Source organism: Lysobacter sp. 22409 (assembly GCF_052045105.1).
Taxonomy (GTDB): Bacteria; Pseudomonadota; Gammaproteobacteria; order Xanthomonadales; family Xanthomonadaceae; genus Lysobacter; species Lysobacter antibioticus_B.
The window spans coordinates 1-18,404 of sequence record NZ_JBQEOE010000065.1 but is presented as its reverse complement, the minus strand read 5'-3'; the positions used below and the strand labels follow the sequence as shown (position 1 = coordinate 18,404).

Sequence of the window (18,404 nt, the reverse complement as noted above, 5' to 3'; positions counted from 1 at the left end):
TGCACGCCGCCGAGGAACAATTCGCCCGGCACGCCGACCGGCACCGGCTCGCCGCGCGCGTCGAGCAGATACACCGGCGTATTCGCAATCGGACGGCCGATATTCGGGCCGCCGACCGCATCGCGGATGCTGCCGATGGTCGCATCGACCGTGCACTCGGTCGGGCCGTACATATTGTGGAAGTGGATGCTCGGCGACGCTTTGAGCTTGTCCCACATCGCCTTGCCGATCGGCTCGCCGCCGAGCAGCACGCTGGTCGGCTGATGACCGGGCTTGCCGATCAGGCCGGCCGCCAGCAATACCTCCAACTGCGAGGGTGTGCTGTCGAAGGCATCGATGCGGTAACGATCGATGAAGTCCAGCATCGCCGGGCCGTTGGCGCGGATCGACTGCGGGATCAGCACCAGCGCATGACCCGACAACAGTTGCAGGATGCCCTTCAAGGACATGTCGAACGAGAACGCCGCATTGAGGGCCACGCGCGAGCCGGCGCCCAGTTCACGATGAGTGGTCTCGCCCATCACCCGCCAGAAGTTCACCGCCGAGCGATGCTCGACCATCACGCCCTTGGGCTGGCCGGTCGAACCGGAGGTGTAGATCACATAGGCCAGGTTGCGCGGTGTCAGGCCTTCGACGCTCGGGTTGCTTTCGCTGTAGCTCGCCAGCGACTCGTCGTCGAGCACCACCAGCGGCAGCGGCGAGGATTCCAGCATCGGCATCGCCGCGCGCAGCGCCGACTGGGTCAGCAAGGCGATGGGCCGGCTGTCTTCCAACATGTAGGCCAGGCGCTCGCTCGGATAGCTTGGGTCCAACGGCACGTACGCCGCACCGGCCTTGAGCACACCCAGCAAGCCGACGATCATCGCCACGCTGCGTTCGGTGCAGATCGCCACGCGGTCGTCGGGTTTGACGCCGAGCGAGATCAAACGATGGGCGACTTGGTTAGCGCGGCGGTTGAGCTCTGTGTAGCTCAGTGCTTCGTCTTCGACCAACAGCGCTTCGGCATCCGGAGTGGAAGCCGCCTGCGCCTCGAACTGCGCATGAATCGTGCGGTCATGCACCGCATCGGCACGCAGATCGTTGAACCCGCGCAGCACCTGCTCGCGCTCGGCCGTGCTCAACAAGCTCAGCTCGCCGACCTTGCGCGCATCGCCGCCGACCATGCCCTGCAGCAGCGCGATCCACTGTCGCACCATGCGCTCGGCGGTGGCGCGGTCGAACAGGTCGCTGGAGTACTCCAGCTCGCCGCTGAGGTCGTCGCCGGCGTCGCCGAGCAGCAGGCGCAGGTCGAAATGCGCCTTGGCGTTGGTCGCCGGCACCGCGCTCAGTTCCAGACCGGGCAGCGCCAGACTGCCGCTGTCGGGGGTGTTGTCGAGGGTCAGCATCACCTGGAACAAGGGGCTGTGGCCGAGGCTGCGCTCTGGCGCCAGCGCCTCGACCACTTGCTCGAACGGCAGCTCCTGGTGGGCATAGGCGCCGAGCGTGGTGGCCTTGACCTGGGCCAGCAACTGGCTGACGGTCGGGTCGTCGCGCAGGTCGACGCGCAGTGCCAGGGTGTTGATGAACAGACCGATCAGCGGTTCGAGTTCGGTGCGGGCGCGATTGGCCACCGGCGTGCCGATCACCACCTCGTCCTGACCGCTCAAGCGCGACATCAACGCCGACCAACCGGCCAGCAGGGTCATGAACACGGTGGTGCCGTGACGCTGCGACAACGCGCGCAGGGCCGCGGTCAGCGCCGCCGGCAACGCGACCGGGATGCGGTCGCCGGCATAGCTCTGCAGCGACGGGCGCGGACGGTCGCCGGGCAGTTCCAACAGGGTCGGCGCGCCGCCCAGGTGGGAACGCCAGAAGTCGATGTGTTTCTGCAAGGCCTCGCCTTGCAGCCACTGACGCTGCCACACCGCGTAGTCGGCGTATTGCACCGGCAGCGCCGGCAAGGGGTCGGCGCGGCCCTGAGTGAAAGCGGTGTAGAGCGCGCTGACTTCGCGCACCAACACGCCCATCGACCAGCCGTCGGAAATGATGTGGTGCTGGGTCACCAGCAGCACGTGCTCGTCGTCGCCGACGCGCAGCAGGCGGCCGCGGATCAGCGGGCCGGCGGCGAGATCGAACGCCGCCAGCGCTTCGTCGCGGCCGATCCGAGTGGCCTCGGCTTCGCGCTCGGCCGGCGCCAATGCGCGCAGGTCGTGATCGACCAGAACGAAGCCGATCTGTTCCGGCGCGATCTCTTGTCGTGCCGAACCGTCGACGCCGACGAAGCGGGTGCGCAGGTTTTCGTGGCGGGCGACGATGCGGTCGAGCGCCGACTGCAAGGCCAGGCGGTCGAGCCGGCCCTTCAGGCGCAGCGCTGCCGGCACGTGATAGGCCTCGCCGGCCGCCTGGTCGAGCCGGTCGAGGAACCACATGCGCTGCTGCGCCCACGACAACGGCAATTCGCCGTCGCGATCGGCACGCGCGATCGGCCGCGCGCCGTCGGGCTGCGCGGCCGGGGTCGCCGACTTGTTGAGCCGGCGCCGCAGCAGTTCCAGTTTCAGCAGCTCGATGTCCGCCGACGATTCCTTAGACATCCCGCATCTCCATCGCTAGTTGTTCCATGGTGTGACGTCCCCTTGCCGCCGCGCGGTCGCGGCGGCTCACGGGTTTTCCTCTTCGAGCAGGGCGCGCAGCTCTTCTTCCGAAAGCTGGTCGATATCGGCGGCCATGCGCTCGACGTCCTCGTCGGCGTAGCGGCCGACGCTGGCGACCAACACCACACGCGCCAGCAGCGCGACCTCGGGCGACTTGAACAACTCCGCCACCGGCACGTCGACCGCGAAGGCTTCGCGCACGCGGGCCATCACCTGCACCGCCAGCAACGAATGCCCGCCAACCTCGAAGAAATGGTCGTGGCGACCGACCTGTTCCAGGCCCAGCAATTCCTGCCAGATCGTCGCGATGGTCTCCTCGACCTCGCCCTGCGGCGGCTCGTAGTTGCGCGCGGTCACCGCGATGCGGTCCGGCGCCGGCAGGGCCTGGCGGTCGAGCTTGCCGTTGGCGGTCAGCGGCCAGCGGTCGATCAGCATGAACGCGCTCGGCACCATGTACTCGGGCACCTGCGCCGCCAGCACTTCGCGCAGACGGCCCGGCAAGGTGCTGCGCCACTTGGCTTCGAGCGGGTCGTGGGCGAAACCGGCCTCGTCCTTGCGCAATTGCTCCGCCGCGATCTGGCTACGCCAATCGAAATGCAGCGCCTGGCCGTTGCGGCCGATCAGGGCGTGGTATTCGCCGCCCTGCGCGTTCGGCGCCCAACTCAAGTCGAGGCTGTAGCCGCGCTCGCGGCAGAAGTCTTCGAGATCGGCGCACAGCGCGCCATGGCCGGCGTCGATCGCGGCCTGGGCCTTGATCGCAGCGACCGAGGCGCCGCCCTCGCCCGCGCCGAGGCGCTGCCAGGCGCGCTGATACGGAGTGGCCCAGGGATGCGCGATCGCGCGCAGTCCGAGCACCGCCTCGTCGCTGGCGTCGATGCGCTGCTGCAGGCGCTGCGCATCGAAGCCTTCGTCGCCCCAGTCCTGCCAGTCGATCGCGAACACCTCGTCGCGCTCGCCGTCGATAGTCAGCACCACGTCGTAGCGATACGCCGACATTTCGTTTTCGTGGCGGGCCAACTTGGGCAGCACGCGCACCGCACTGATACGCGGGTAACGATCGCGCAGAGCGTGGAACCAGACCGGGTCGATCAGCAACTCGATGTCGCCGCGCATCTTCTGCGCGGCGCGGTCGCCCAGTTGCGTCGCCGACAGGCTGTCGGGCGACTGGAACGCTTGCACCGACAGATGGAACGACGGCATGAGGCCGTGATGGCGCACATCGCCGATCATCAGCTTGCCGCCGGCGGCGGTGACGCCGATCGACGAGGCGATGACCTGTTCCAGGTAGGCCAGGTTCGGAAAGTACTGCACCACCGAGTTGATCACCACCGTGTCGAACTCGCCGTGGATCGCCGAGAAATCGGTGGCCTCGCCCTGGAACACGTCGGCCTTGCCGCTCAGCTCCGGGGTGATCCCGACCAGGTGGTTGACCTTGGCCACGGTCTTGACCGACAGGTCGGTGCCGACGTAGCGCTCGCAGCGCGGCGCGATGTTGCACAGGATCATGCCGGTGCCGACGCCGATCTCGAGCACCCGCCGCGGCTGCAGCGCCTCGATCCGCACCAAGGTGCCATCGAGCCATTCGCGCATGCCTTCGCTGGCGATCGCCTCGCGGGTGTAGGTGCTGTTCCAGCCGGTCAGGTCGAAACCGAAGTCGGCCTGCTCGACGGTCTCCTCCTCGCCCTGGTCGTCGAAGATGTCCGACCACTGCGCGACCTGGCCGTCGAGTAGTTCTTCGAGCGCCTCGTCCTTGGCCGCAGCGCGCGGCGCCACGTAGGCCACCAGGCGCCTCTCGCCGGGCTGGTCTTCGCGTGCGACCACCACCGCCTCGCGCACGTCGGCGCAGGCCGACAGACGCGCCTCGATTTCGCCGAGCTCGATGCGATAGCCGCGCAGCTTGACCTGGAAGTCGTTACGGCCGACGTACTCCAGGGTGCCGTCGCTGCGCCAGCGGCCGAGGTCGCCGGTGCGGTACATGCGCGCGCCCGCGGTGGCCGCGAACGGGTCGCGGACGAAGCGTTCGGCGCTCAGTTCGGCACGGCCGAGGTAACCGCGGGCGACGCCGGCACCGCCGACGTGGATCTCGCCGACCACGCCGACCGGCAAGGGCTCGCCGTCGCCGCCGAGCACGTAGATGCGGGTGTTGGCGAGCGGCCGGCCGATGTGCGGCGCGACCCCGGCTTCGATCCGCGCATAGCTGGCGTCGACCGTGCATTCGGTCGGGCCGTAGACGTTGTAGCAGCGCATCGACGAAGCCGCCGCGGCTTCCCAGGCACGGGCGGGCAGCGCTTCGCCGCCGACCAACATCGTGCCCGGGCGCTTGGCGCCCGAAACCGTGTCGTCGAGCAGACCGGCGGCGAGCAAGGCCTCGAACTGGGCCGGCGTGCAGTCGAAGATGTCGATGCGTTCGCGGCCCAGGAACTCGATCAGCGCCGCGCCATCGGCACGGATCGCCGCCGGCACGATCACCATGCAACGGCCCGACAGCAACTGCACCAGCGACTGCACCGAAGCGTCGAAGGACAGCGCCGCGTCCAGGCCCAGGCGCGCGCCCGGCGCGCAGTCGGCGAACACCTCGCGTTCGAACGCCGACCACAGGTTGAGCACGTTGCGGTGCTCGACCATCACACCCTTGGGCTCACCGGTCGAACCGGAGGTGTAGATCACGTAGGCCAAGTGCGACGGCGTCAGCGCGCTCACCACCGGGTCGTGCTCGGGCTGGGCGGCCCAGGTCTCGTCGTCGTCGAGCATCAGCACGGCAATGTCGGGAGCGTGCTCGTCGAGCGACCAGGCCGCCTCGCGCAGCGCGTTCTGGGTCAGCAAGGCTTTGGGCGCGCTGTCGCCGACCAGATAGGCCAGGCGTTCCGGCGGATAGGCCGGGGCCAGCGGCACGTAGGCCGCGCCGGCCTTGAGCACGCCGAACACCGCGACCACCGCCTCCAGGCCGCGTTCGACGCAGATCGCGACGCGGTCGTCGGGCGCCACGCCGAGCGCGATCAGGCGATGGGCGACGCGATTAGCGCGGCGGTTGAGTTCGCCGTAGCTCAGCGCACGGCCCTCGTACTCGACCGCAGTGGCCTGCGGATCGCGGGCGGCCTGGGCCTCGAACAGGCCGTGCACGGTCTGCCCTTCATGCATCGGCATCGGCGCATCGCCGCCGATCTCGTTGAAACATTCCAGCACCAGACGGCGATCGTCGGCACTCAGCAAGGACAGGCTGCCGATGCGGCGCTGTTCGCCCTCGGCCATCGCCCGCAGCAGGGTCTGCAGATGCAGCGACCAACGTTCGATGGTGGCCGCGTCGAACAGATCGTTGGCGTACTCGAGGCTGCCGTCCAGGCCGCCTTCGTTCTCGATCAGTTCCAGCGACAGGTCGAACAAGGTCTCGTCGCGCGGCTGGTCGATCAGGCTCAGGCTCAGTTCGGGCAATTGCAGGGTGCCGGTCGGGGTGTTCTGCAGCACCAGCATGTTCTGCACTACCGGGTTGTGACCCAGGCTGCGCGCCGGCTGCAGCATGTCGACGACCTGCTCGAACGGCACGTCCTGGTGTTCGTAGGCGCCGAGCATGACCGCACGGGTACGCGCCAGCAGTTCAGCGACGGTCGGGTCGTCGCCGACGTCGACGCGCAGCGCCAGGGTGTTGACGAAGAAGCCGAGCAAGGGCTCGACCTCGCCGCGACGGCGGTTGGCGACCGCGGTGCCGACCACCACGTCGTCGCTGCCGCTCAAGCGCGACAACAGCAGCGACCAGCCGGCCAGCAAGGTCATAAACAACGTCGTGCCATGACGCTGCGACAAGGCGCGCAGACCGTCGGCGGTCTGCTCGTCGATGCGGAAACGCCGGGTACTGCCGATGTAGCGCTGCACCGGCGGACGCGGCCGGTCGGTCGGCAGTTCCAGCAGGGCCGGCGCGCCGCTCAGGTGCTCGCGCCAATAGCCCATCTGCGCTTCCAGCGCATCGCCGCGCAGCCACTGGCGCTGCCACACCGCGTAGTCGGCGTATTGCACCGGCAACGGCGGCAGCGGATCGGCGCGGCCTTCGGCGAACGCGGCATACAGCGCCGACACCTCGTCGACCAACACGCCGAGCGACCAGCCGTCGGAAATGATGTGGTGCTGGGTCAGCAGCAGCACGTGTTCGTCCGCGGCCAGACGCAGCAGGCGGCCGCGGATCAGCGGCCCCGTCGACAGGTCGAAGGGCTTGCGCACTTCCGCCGCCGACAGGCGCTGCACTTCGCGCTCGCGCGCCTGCGCATCGAGACCGCTGAGGTCGAGGTCGTCGAGGACGAAGCCGCAGTCGGCCGGCGCGATCGACTGCACCGGCTCGCCGTCGCCGGCGACGAAGCAGGTACGCAGGATTTCATGGCGTGCGACGACGCGGTCGAGGGTGGCCTGCAGCACCGCGCGGTCGAGGCGGCCGCTCAGGCGCAGCGCCGCCGGCATGTGATAGGCGGCGCCGGCGGCGGAGTCGAGCTGGTCGAGGAACCACAGGCGCTGCTGCGCCCACGACAGCGGCAACGGCGCGTCGCGGTCGGCCGCCAGGATCGGCGGCAACGCCGCGGCGCGGGCGCCGCGCAGGCTCTGGGCCATGTCGGCGAGCACCGGCCGGGCGAACACGTCGCGCAGCGACAGCTCGACGCCGCGGCTCTCGCGCAGACGCGTGACCAACTGCACCGCGATCAGCGAATGACCGCCGAGCTCGAAGAAATGATCGTTACGGCCGACCCGCTCGCGGCCAAGCAAGTCCTGCCAGACCTGGGCCAGCGCGGCCTCGGCCTCGCCCTGCGGTTCGGCATACGCACGCGCAGCCATCGCCGCGTCGTCCGGCGCCGGCAGCGCCTTGCGGTCGAGCTTGCCGTTGGCGGTCAGCGGCAGCGCGTCCAGGCGCACGATCGCCGAGGGCAACAGGTAATCGGCCAACGAGCGCGCCAGTTGCTCGCGCCACTGCGCCGCAGTCGTCGCGGCCTCTGCGGCGGCGACCACATACGCCACCAGGCGCTTGTCGCCGGGCACGTCCTCGCGGGCGATCACCACCGCTTCGCGCACGCCGGCGCAGGCCGACAGCGCCGCTTCGATTTCGCCCAACTCGATGCGGAAGCCGCGGATCTTGACCTGGAAGTCGTTGCGGCCGAGGTATTCGATGCTGCCGTCGTCGCGCCAGCGGGCGAGATCGCCGGTCTTGTACAAACGCGCCTGGACCGGATCGGAATCGGCGCTGACGAAGGGGTCGCGGAGGAAACGCTCGGCGCTGAGCGCTTCGCGTCCGAGATAGCCGCGTGCGACCTGGGCGCCGGCGATGCACAGCTCGCCGGCGACACCGATCGGCGCCGGTTGGCCGTGTGCATCGACGATGTAAACGCGGGTGTTGGCGACCGGGCGGCCGATCGAGACCTCATGTTCGGGCAACTGCGAGGCATCGGCGAACAGCGCCGCGGTCGCGTACACCGTGGCCTCGGTCGGGCCGTAGGTGTTGAGCAGGCCGCAACGCAGGCCCGGCGCGTTCAACCATTGCGCCAGATGACGGCGCTCGACCTTCTCGCCACCGACCACCACCAGGCGCAGGCTCGCCGCCGGCAACAGCCGGCCATCCGACACCGACTGCGACCATTGATGCCAGAACGCGGTCGGCAGATCGGCGATGTTGATCGCTTGCGCGCTCAGGAAGTCGACGAACTCGGCGTCGGGCGCGACCAGGTGCGCCGGACGCAGCACCACCGTGGCGCCGGCCGACAGGGTCGGGAAGATTTCCACGACCGAGCTGTCGAACGAGTAAGAAGCGAACTGCAGCATGCGGTCGCCGGGCTGCAGCGCGCAGTGGGCGATGTGGGTACGGATCAGTTCGGCGACGTTGCGGTGCTCGACCATCACGCCCTTGGGCTGGCCGGTCGAACCCGAGGTGTAGATCACCTGGGCCAGATGCGCCGGGGTCAGCCCCAGCGACTGCGGATCGGGGTCGTGCGACTCGCCCTCGCCCGGTACCGCGATCAGTTCGTCGATCGCCAGCACCGGCAGGCGCGCCGGCTCGCCGAGCGGCAGGCGTTCGCGCAACCCGGCCTGGGTCAGCAGCGCCGCCGGGCGGCTGTCGTCCAGCATGTAGGCCAGGCGTTCGGAGGGATAGTTCGGGTCCAGCGGCACGTAGGCGCCGCCGGCCTTGAGCACGCCGAGCAGGCCTGCGACCATCGCCGCGCTGCGTTCGACGCAGATCGCCACGCGGTCGTCGGGTTTAACGCCCAGGGCGATCAGGCGATGGGCGATGCGGTTGGCGCGGCGGTTGAGTTCGGCGTAGCTGATCGAGGCCTCGCCGTCGATCAGGGCCACCGCATCCGGCTGCGAGGCGGCGTGGCGCTCGAAGCGGCGGTGCATCAGCCGCTCCGGCGCCGCCACCGTCGCGGTGTCGTTGAAGCCGAACAGCACCTGCTCGCGCTCGGGCGCCGACAGCAGCGGCAAGCCGCTGAGCTTGCGTCCGCCGTCCTGCGCGAATGCGGCGAGCATGGTGGTCAGATGGCCGGCCATGCGTTCGGCGCTGGCGCGGTCGAACTGCGCCTGCGCGTAATGCAGACGGCCACGGATGCCTTCGGCGGTATCGGCGACTTCCAGCGACAAGGCCAACCCGGGCTGCGACGACAGCGACGCTGCACTGCCGTCGAGCGCCAGCAACACTTCGAACAAGGACTCGCCACGGCCGCGCACGACCTCGGCGACCTGGGCGAACGGCAGTTCGGCATGTGCGGCGGCATCGGCCATGACGGCGGCGGCCCGTGCGATCGCGGCGGCAACGCTCGGGTCGTCCTGCAGGTCCAGGCGCAGGGCCGCGACTTCGTTGGTCAAGCCGGCCGAGGCCAAGCCGGTGACGACCTCGCCCTGCCCGCTCCAGCGCGACAGCAAGGCGGTCCATGCCGCCAATAGCACGGCCGGCATCGGCGCGGCCTGTTGCACGGCGAATGCGCGCAACGCCGAGGCGTTCGATGCAGGCACGGCCACCTCGACCGAAGCGTAGACCTGATCCGGCGCCACGCTGCGCGGGCGATCGCTCGGCAACGCCAGTGCGACCGGCGCGCCGTCGAGCTGAGCCTGCCAATACGCGCGGTCGCGATCGAACACACCGGCATCGCGCCACGGCGCGGCGCTGCCGGCGCGCGCCGACAATGCGGCGCCGTCGCCGCTCAACATGCGATAACGCGCGATCAAGGCGCTCGCCGCATCCGGATCGGCCGCGGTCAAGGCCGGCGACACGCGCAATACCAGGATCTGCAGGCCGTCGCGGCGATAGGCGGCGACGGTCAGCGGCGCATCGGTGGCGCCGATCTGGCTCAGGGCGATGTCGATGCAGGCCTGCTCGTCCTGGCCGCCGGCGAAGGCCGGGCTCAGCAGATGCAGGGCCGGTCCGGCAACGGCGCCGAAGGCGCGCTGCACGACCTCGGTCGCGGCCGCGTCGAGCGCCTCGGCGTCGAGCGCGGTGTCGAAACGCAACAGCGCATGCGCAGCGCCGTCCTGGCCATGAGCGAACACCGGCAGACGCTGGGCCGGCAACGGCGCGATGGCGGCGTCGAAATCGGCGGTCATCGCCTCCAGCGCTTCGACGTACGTACGCAGCAAGGCCTCGATGTGGATCGGCTGCAGGTTTAAACGCGCATCGAGGATGACGGTGTAGCCGTCTTCGCGATTGCCGTTGGCGTGCAGCGACAGGCCGAAATTGATCTCTTCGAACAGCTCGCCTTCGCGCACCCGCAGCGAGGCCTCGCGGGTCAGCGGGTTGGAGACGCGGAAATTGGTGTAGGTGAACAAGGAGTCAACCGCGAGCGCAGGATGGCGCTGCAGGATCGAGGCCAGCGGATAACGCCGGTGGGCGCGGCTGGCGGTTTCGGCCTCGTGCACGGCCGCGGCCAGCTCGCGCCAGCGCTTGCCGCCGAGTTCGACGGTCTGCGGCAATACATTAAGGAACAGGCCGAGCACGTTCTCGGTGCCGCGCGTTTCCAGGCGGCCGTTGTCGGTCTGGCCGGTGACGACGCGGTCGGCGCCGATCATCGCCCGCAGGGTGCAGGCATGGGCCATGAACAGCAGCGTGCGCACGGCGACGCCTTCGCGCACGGCCAGCTCGTCCAGGCGCGTAGCCAGGGCGGCGTCGAGACGGATCTCGCGATGCTCGCGCGCCGCTGCGTTCGGCGCGACCGCGGCCAGGCGGCCTTGGCCGGCGCGGCGGCCGCACTCGTCCCAGAACGCGCGGTTGGCCGGGTCGGCCTCTTCGCGGGCCAGCTGGACGACGTAATCGGCGAAACGCGAACGACCGCTGTCGAAGCTCGGCGCGGTCTCGGCGCCGGTCTGGTAAGCGCGATAGCACTCGAACACCTGCCGCTGCAGGGTCGCCATGCTCCAGCCGTCGAGAATGGCGTGATGCGCGTCGATCACCAGTTGGATGCAGTGCTCGGCTTTGCGCAGCACGGTGAAGCGGATCAGGCTCGGCCCGTCGAGGGCGAAGCCCTTGGCCTTGATCGCGGCGATGGCGAGCGCCACCTCGCGCTCCTGCGCCGCCTCATCGAGCCCGCGCAGGTCGGCCTGGTCGATGTTCGGCGCCACCTGCGCGTGCACCAGCTGCAGCGGCACCGAATAGCGGCCGAGGTCGAAGCCGGTGCGCAGCACCGGATGGCGGGCGACGACGTCGCCGATCGCACGCACGAAAGCCTGCGCGTCGAAGGCGTCGAAACTCAGCTCGAACGAGAACACGTCGTGATAGGTCGAGCCGCCGCTGTTGGACAGATCGCTGTCGAGCAGGCCGTGGAAGATCATGCCGTGCTGCAGCGAAGTCACCGGATAGGCGTCCTCCAGGCCTTCCGGCAGCAGCGCACGGTCGGCCGCGGCCACCAGCGCGAACGGCGCCAGCACCGCATCGTCGGCGATCGCAGACACTTCGGCGCCGGCCTCGACGACCGGCTCGACGGCGGCGTTGCGCGCGGCCAGGCTGGCCAGCTGGCCCAGGGTCGGATGTTTGAAGATGTCGGCGACCGACACCTTGATCCCGTGCGCCTGCAGTTCGGCGACGAGCTGGATCGAGAAGATCGAATCGCCGCCTAGCGAGAAGAAGTCCGAGCCGCGCTCAATGCCCTGCACGCCGAGCAACTGTTCCCAGACCGAAGCGATCAGGCGCTCGGTCTCGTCGAGGGTTTCGTCGACCGCTTCGGCGTTGGCGCGCTGCGCCTCGAACACCGCGGTCAACGACTTGGTGCAGATCTTGCCGTTCGGGGTCAGCGGCATGCGTTCGACGAACAGGATCTGCGCCGGCACCATGTGCCGCGGCAGCCGCTGGGCGAGACTTTGCTTGAGTTCGTCAGTACCGACCGTGGCGGCGCCGCCGTCGGCGAAGGCCAGCAGCAGTTCCATGCCATTGGCCGAGTACAGCTGCACGCTGATCTTGCGCGCGGGCAGCAAGGCGGCGAGCTGGGCGACGATCTCGGCCGTCTCAACGCGCTTGCCGCGGATCTTGATCTGGCCGTCGCGACGGCCCAGGTAAACGATCTGACCGTCTTCGTCGTAACGGCAGACGTCGCCGGTGCGGTAGACCGGCGAATCGGCGAGCGCGGTGCGTACGAAGCTGCGCGCGGTGGTTTCGTCCAGGTTGTGATAGCCCGCGGCGACGCCGCGGCCGGCGATCACCAGCTCGCCCGGCACGCCCGGTGCGCACAGACGCAGGCCGGCGTCGACGATATAGGCCTGGGCATTCTGGATCGGCCGGCCGATCACCACCTGCGAGCGGTGCAGCCATTCCTCGCGCCCGGCCTGGTACACCACCGAGATGTCGGTGCACTCGGTCGGGCCATAGATGTTGGCGAGCGCGGCATTGCAGGCCTCGCTGCCCAGCCACGGCCGCAGCAGGCTCAGGTCCAGCGCTTCGCCGCCGAGCGCGAGCAGGCGCAGGCTGCGCAGCGATTCGTAGCGGTTGCCGGCGTCGTGCTTGACCAGCGCGTACATCGCGCTCGGCGCGCAATTGATCAGGCTCACCCCGGTCTGTTCGATCTGGCGCAGTTGCGACTCGGGATCGAACAGGTCCGGACGCGCCAGTACCAGGGTGCCGCCGGCCATCAGCGGAGCGAAGATGTTCTTGATCGAGGCGTCGAAGCCGATCGGGATCATCAGCAGCACCCGGCTGCTCGCGTCCAGCGAGCAGAAACGGATGTACCAGTCGCACAGGTTGGCGAAGGCGCCGTGCGGGATCAGCGCGCCCTTCGGCCGCCCGGTCGAACCGGAGGTGTAGAGCAGATAGGCGATGTCTTCCGCGCCCAGCGCCGGATAAGCCGGCGCAGCGATGTCGGCGCTCGGGATCGGCAGGCTGTCGAGATCGAGGATGAAGCCGTAGAACTCCGGCAGGTGGTCGGCCAGGCTCGACTGGGTCACGACCACACCGGCGCCGCTGTCGCCGAGGGTGTAGTCGATGTGCTCGCGCGGATAGCTCGGGTCCAGCGGCACGAACACCGCGCCGGCGCGCATCACCGCGACCGTGGCCGCGGCCAGGTCGATCGAGCGGTCCAGGTGCACGGCGACCTTGTCGCCCTTGGCGATGCCCATCGCCAACAAGCGCGCGGCGATCTGGCGCACGCGCGCGTCGAACTGCGCATAGCTGGCCTCGCCGTCGACCGACCGCACCGCGATGGCCTGCGGATCCGCCGCCACCGAGGCGTCGATGCGGGCGAACAGGTCGGCGTGATCGACCGGTCGCTGCTCACCCTGGGTGAAGGCGGCATAGCGCTGCGCCAGAGTGCCCTGCAACAGGTCGGCGACCGGGCGCTGCGGCTGCTCGACGATCTCATCGAGCAAGGCCAGGTACAGATCCAGCCAGGCCTCGACGGTGCCGGCGCGGAACAGGTCGGTGTTGTAGTAGGCGATGACCTGCTCGCCCTGCACTTTCAGGGTCAGGTCGTACTGCGAGCGGGTGCCGAACGAGGCGCGTTCGCTGGCTTCCACGTCGTCGAACAGTTCCAGCTTGCGGGCCGCGCGTTCGTACAGGAACTTGACCTGGAACACCGGCGAATAGGCGGCGTCGCGCTCGATGCCGAGGGCGTCGACGACCTTGTCGAAAGGCATGTCCTGATAGCGCAGCGCGTCCATCGCCGCCAGGCCGGCCTGGCCCAAGTACTCGCCGACCGGGGTTTCCGGGTGGATCTGGCTGCGCAGGGCCAGCTGGTTGACGAAGAAACCGGCCATGTCGCGCAGGTCGGCGTGATCGCGGCCGAACACGTCGGTGCCGACCACGATGTCGTTTTCGCCGCTGAGTTTGTTCAGCAGCAGATGGCAGACACCAAGGTAGAAGCCGAACTCGGGCAGGCCGCGGCCACGCACGAAGGCAGCGACCTTGCGGCCGAGTTCGTCCGGCACCCGGCGGGCGATCTGCGCGCCGTTGTAGCTCTGCTGCGCCGGACGCGGAAAGTCCAGCGGCAGTTCCAATACGCCCTTGATGCCGTCGAGCTGGTGCTGCCAGTACGAACGCGACACCTCGTAACCGCCGGCCTCGTACTGCTCGACCTGCCAGGCGGCGTAGTCGAGGTAAGACACCGGCTCGACCGCGACCCGCGCATGACCGCGGTCTCGGTAGATCCGCGAGACTTCGTGAACGAATTGCTGGATCGACCACTCGTCGGTGGCGATATGGTGAAAACCGACCAGCAAGGTGTAGGCACCGGCGCCGCGCTTGAGCAGGTGCACCCGCAGCGGCAGTTCTTCGCCGAGGTCGAACGGGCGCTCGGAGACGTCGCGTCGGCATTCGGCGAGGCCGGCCTCGCGCTCGGCCTCGGAGGCCTGGGTGAGATCCTTGAAGGCGATCTGGAAACTGCGCCCGGCGTCGAAACGCTGGCGCGGCACGCCGGCCTCGACCCGATAGGTGGTGCGGTAGATCGGATGGCGCTGGACCACCGCCGCGACCGCCTCGCCGAACGCGGCGACGTCGAGTTCTCCGCGCAGCTCCAGCTCCATCGGCAGGATGAAACTGGTCAGTTCGGGATCGTACTGGTACAGGAAGTACAGGCGCTGCTGGGCGAACGACAGCGGATACGAACCCTCGCCGCCGCGCGCGGCGATCGCGTCCTGCGACAGGCGCGCGTAATAGGACGACAGCTCGGCCTTGTAGCGCTTCATCGTCGCCTTGACCTCGTCGGTCAGCAAGGCCTGGTCGCCGGTGATCCGCAACTTGCCGTCGACGACCTTGATGTCGATGCCGTTTTGTTCGACGTACTGCACCAGCTCGAAAAGAAACATTAGCTAATTCCCTGTGATCCTGTGGGGCCGCCGCTGCCGGCGACCGCTCGAGGTTGCATCCCTGGCCGCCGCGCCTTAAGCCGCCGCGGCGTGCGTATCAGTTGAAGTTCCACACGTGTTTGGCGAACAGACGCTCGGACTGCACCTGGCGGCCTGCGCAGAACTCGAGCAACTGGCTCGATTCCTGGATCTGGCGCGCGTCCTCGGTGTAGTCCATGCCCATGAAGTACTTGAACCACGGCTCCATGCCGAGCGCGTAGACGTAGACCTGCGAGGGCTTGAAGATCTCGATCATCTTCTGCGCCGAGGCGCAGTCGGAGCCGTTGAAACGGCGCGACTCGTTGATCTCGCGCGGAATCGGCTTGGTGAACAACGAGCCGTACAGCCAGCTCATCGGCGCGCCCACGCACTCCATGCCGATGAACAGCAGGTCGATGTGGCCGATCACCTTCTGGATGCGCTCGTACATGCGCTCGTCCAGGCTCGACGAGTCGGCGCCGGAGAAGATCTTCTGCCCGGCGAACTCGAAGTACCACGCGGTCTTGGAGCGGATGTGCAGGTCGGCGTGCTCGCCGAGGAAGGGGATCGCGCGAATGCGTCCGTCGACGCAGTCCAGCGTCTCCATGTCCTCGAACTCGCGCACCTTGAAGCCGATGGTCTGCAGCATCAGCTTGATCGAGGGGTCGACGATGCTGCCGCCGCCGTTCTTCGGCACCAGCACCTCGCCGATCTTGTGGCGCAGCTGCAGCAGGGTCTCCACACAGACGTGGTCCATGTGGGTGTGGGTCAGGCAGACGTAGTCGATGGTCTCGGGCAGCTCGCTGAAGCTCAGCACACGGTCGCCGTTGGCCTCGTCGCGCACGGCGATGATCGGGTCGACCAGGATGCTGGTGCGGTCGGTTTCCAGCAGCAGGCCGGCATGGCCGAGGTAGCTGACCCGCAAGCGTCCTTCCAGCGGCGCACGGGTCACCCGCGGCGGCTCGGTGGTGAACAGTTCGTCGACGGTCAGCCCGCCCTGCAGGCCGACGCCCTCGAACAGCCGGTCGATCTGTGCGCGCTCGATCGGGGTGCCGCGCGCGGCGAACAGGCCGTCGATGAAGTCGTGGGCGAACGGCACCTCGACGTGCAGATGATTCTCGTCGGGCAGGCGCGGCGAGCTGAGCACGAACGGACGCTCTTTGACCTTGCCGAGCAGCCCCAGCGAGACGCTCTGCGCCAAGGGCTTGTACAGCGGGCTCTCGTAGATCAAGCCTTCGATCAGGCGGAACGAGGCATTGTGGTTCATGTCGTAGATCAGCTCGACGTAACCGCGCAGCGCTTCCGGCACTTGCGCGTACAGCGGCTCCAGCGACAGACCCTTGGCCTGCTCCAGCATTTCGTTGAGCTTCGCCACCGCCTTGCGCAGGTCCAGATAGTCCTGGTGGGTGTGCTCGATGTCGTGGATCAGGCCGCGCACATTGTCGAGCTGGTCTTCGCTGCAATTGACGAAGTCGCCGCCCGACAATTCCGGATTCTTGCTTGCGGCCAGATGCAACTGGTGATTGGCGACGAAGGACTTCATCAGGCGCAGGCTGCGGCCGGTGATGTTCATCGCCGCGCTGACCGGCGGCAGCAGATAGGGCCAGGCGTACCACTTCAGAACCAGCGGTTCGAAATAGACGTTTTCCCTGAGGTAGTAGCGCTGCTGCATGCTCATGTTCCTTGCCGTTTCCATTCCAGAAGGTGATCGTTCGCGTGTTGCGGTATTCGCGTCTGCGTCTACAAGTCGAACTCGATGACGGTGGCGTCGTCGGCCTCGCGGCGCAGGCGCGGCGACTGCTGTTCGACGAACGCGGCCATGTCCTTCAAGGCCTGGCGCCCGTACAGTTCGCCGACGTTGGCGTTGATGCCGTAGCGCTGGCGGATCTCGAAGCCGAGCCGGGTGATGACCAGCGAGCTGCCGCCGAGCTCGAAGAACTGGTCATGGCGACCGACCCGTTCCAGGCCCAATAGCTCGCACCAGATCTGCGCAAGCGCGGTCTCGACCTCGCCCTGCGGCGCTTCATAGTCGCGTCGGATCACCGCGTCCTCGCCCGGCGCCGGCAGCGCCTTGCGGTCGAGCTTGCCGTTCGGGGTCAGCGGCAAGGCCGCCAGGGTCACGAAGGCGCTCGGCAGCATGAACTCGGCCAGACTGCGCGACAGCTGCTCGCGCAGGTGCGCCGCCGACAGCTCGACGCCGTCAGCGGGGACCACGTAAGCGATCAGCCGCTTGTCGCCGCCCTCGCCTTCGCGCGCCACCACCACCGCTTCGCGCACACCCTCACAGGCCACGAGCTTGGTCTCGATCTCGCCGAGCTCGATGCGGAAACCGCGGATCTTGACCTGGAAATCGTTGCGGCCCAGGTATTCGATGGTGCCGTCGGCACGCCAGCGGCCGAGGTCGCCGGTCTTGTACATGCGCGCCTGTTCGTCAGCGACGAAGGGGTCGCGGACGAAACGTTCCGCGGTCAGCTCCGGGCGGTGCAGATAACCGCGGGCCACGCCTTCGCCGCCGATATACAGCTCGCCGACCACGCCGACCGGCACCGGCTCCAGGTGCGCGTCGACGATATAGATGCGGGTGTTCGCCACCGGCTTGCCGATGTGCGAGGCGAAACCGTCGGCACGGTCCATCGCCACCCAGGTCGAATAGGTCGTGGTCTCGGTCGGGCCGTACAGGTTCGCAACCATCGCGACCTCGGTCCGGGTGAAGATCTGCTCGACCAGCGCACGCTTGAGCGGCTCGCCGGCCAGGTTGACCGTGCGCACCGTCGCCGGCACCCCACCGCTCTGCAGCAAGGCGTTGATGCCCGAGGGCACGGTGTTGATCAGGCTCAACGGGCTCGCTGGATCGGTCGCCAGCACGTCGCGCACCACGGTGATCTGTGCGCCGATGCTGAGCGGCGCGAACAGCTCGTACACCGCCAGATCGAAGTTGATCGAGGTCGAGAACAGCGTGTTCGCCAGCTGCTCACCACTGAAGTTGGCGTTGGCCCAGGCGATGAAGTTGGCTGCGTTCGCGTGCTCGATCGCCACGCCCTTGGGCTGGCCGGTCGAACCGGAGGTGTAGATGACGTAGGCCAAGTGGCGCGCAGTCAGACCGTCGACGACCGGATCGTGCTCGGGCTGATCGGCCAAGGCGGCATCGTCGGCGAACAACACCGGCACCTCGACCTCGCCGAGCAAACCGCTCAGGGACGTCTGACTCAACAGCGCCATCGGCGCGCTGTCGCCCAACATGTAGGCCAAACGGTCCGGCGGGTAGTTCGGGTCCAGCGGCACGTAGGCCGCGCCGGCCTTGAGGATGCCGAGCACACCGGCCACGAGCGACGGGCCACGTTCGAGACAGATCGCGACACGGTCGTCGGCGCGCACACCCAACGCCAGCAGGCGATGAGCGATGCGGTTGGCACGGCGGTTCAGTTCGGCGTAGCTCAGGCGCTCGCCATCGCAGACCACCGCAGTCGCCTCCGGCGTCGCCCGCACCTGCGCTTCGAACGGCTGATGCAGCAGGCG

At 68.4% G+C, this 18,404-nt stretch carries 3 protein-coding genes and 1 pseudogene; all 4 read right to left on the bottom strand.

Translation table 11 applies throughout. The features are described 5' to 3' along the window. Positions 1-2,570: non-ribosomal peptide synthetase (locus ACTJJK_RS21890; protein ID WP_440731248.1), on the bottom strand; the 2,570-nt coding region annotated here is incomplete at its 3' end. A gap of 195 nt (positions 2,571-2,765) precedes the next feature. Further along, positions 2,766-14,663, bottom strand: a pseudogene (locus ACTJJK_RS21885) (amino acid adenylation domain-containing protein); the annotation flags it as partial. 304 nt (positions 14,664-14,967) lie between these two features. Continuing rightward, entirely contained in the window at positions 14,968-16,566 is a 1,599-nt protein-coding gene (locus ACTJJK_RS21880; RefSeq protein ID WP_200875880.1) for an MBL fold metallo-hydrolase, read from the bottom strand. 62 nt (positions 16,567-16,628) lie between these two features. Next, positions 16,629-18,404, bottom strand: a 1,776-nt coding sequence (locus tag ACTJJK_RS21875; RefSeq protein WP_440731247.1) for a non-ribosomal peptide synthetase, incomplete at its 5' end; no start/stop codon positions are given.

Bases quoted from the DNA above. Each gene is read 5' to 3' on its own strand.
- ACTJJK_RS21880 (WP_200875880.1), bottom strand. From the start codon at position 16,566: ATGAGCATGCAGCAGCGCTACTACCTCAGGGAAAACGTCTATTTCGAA.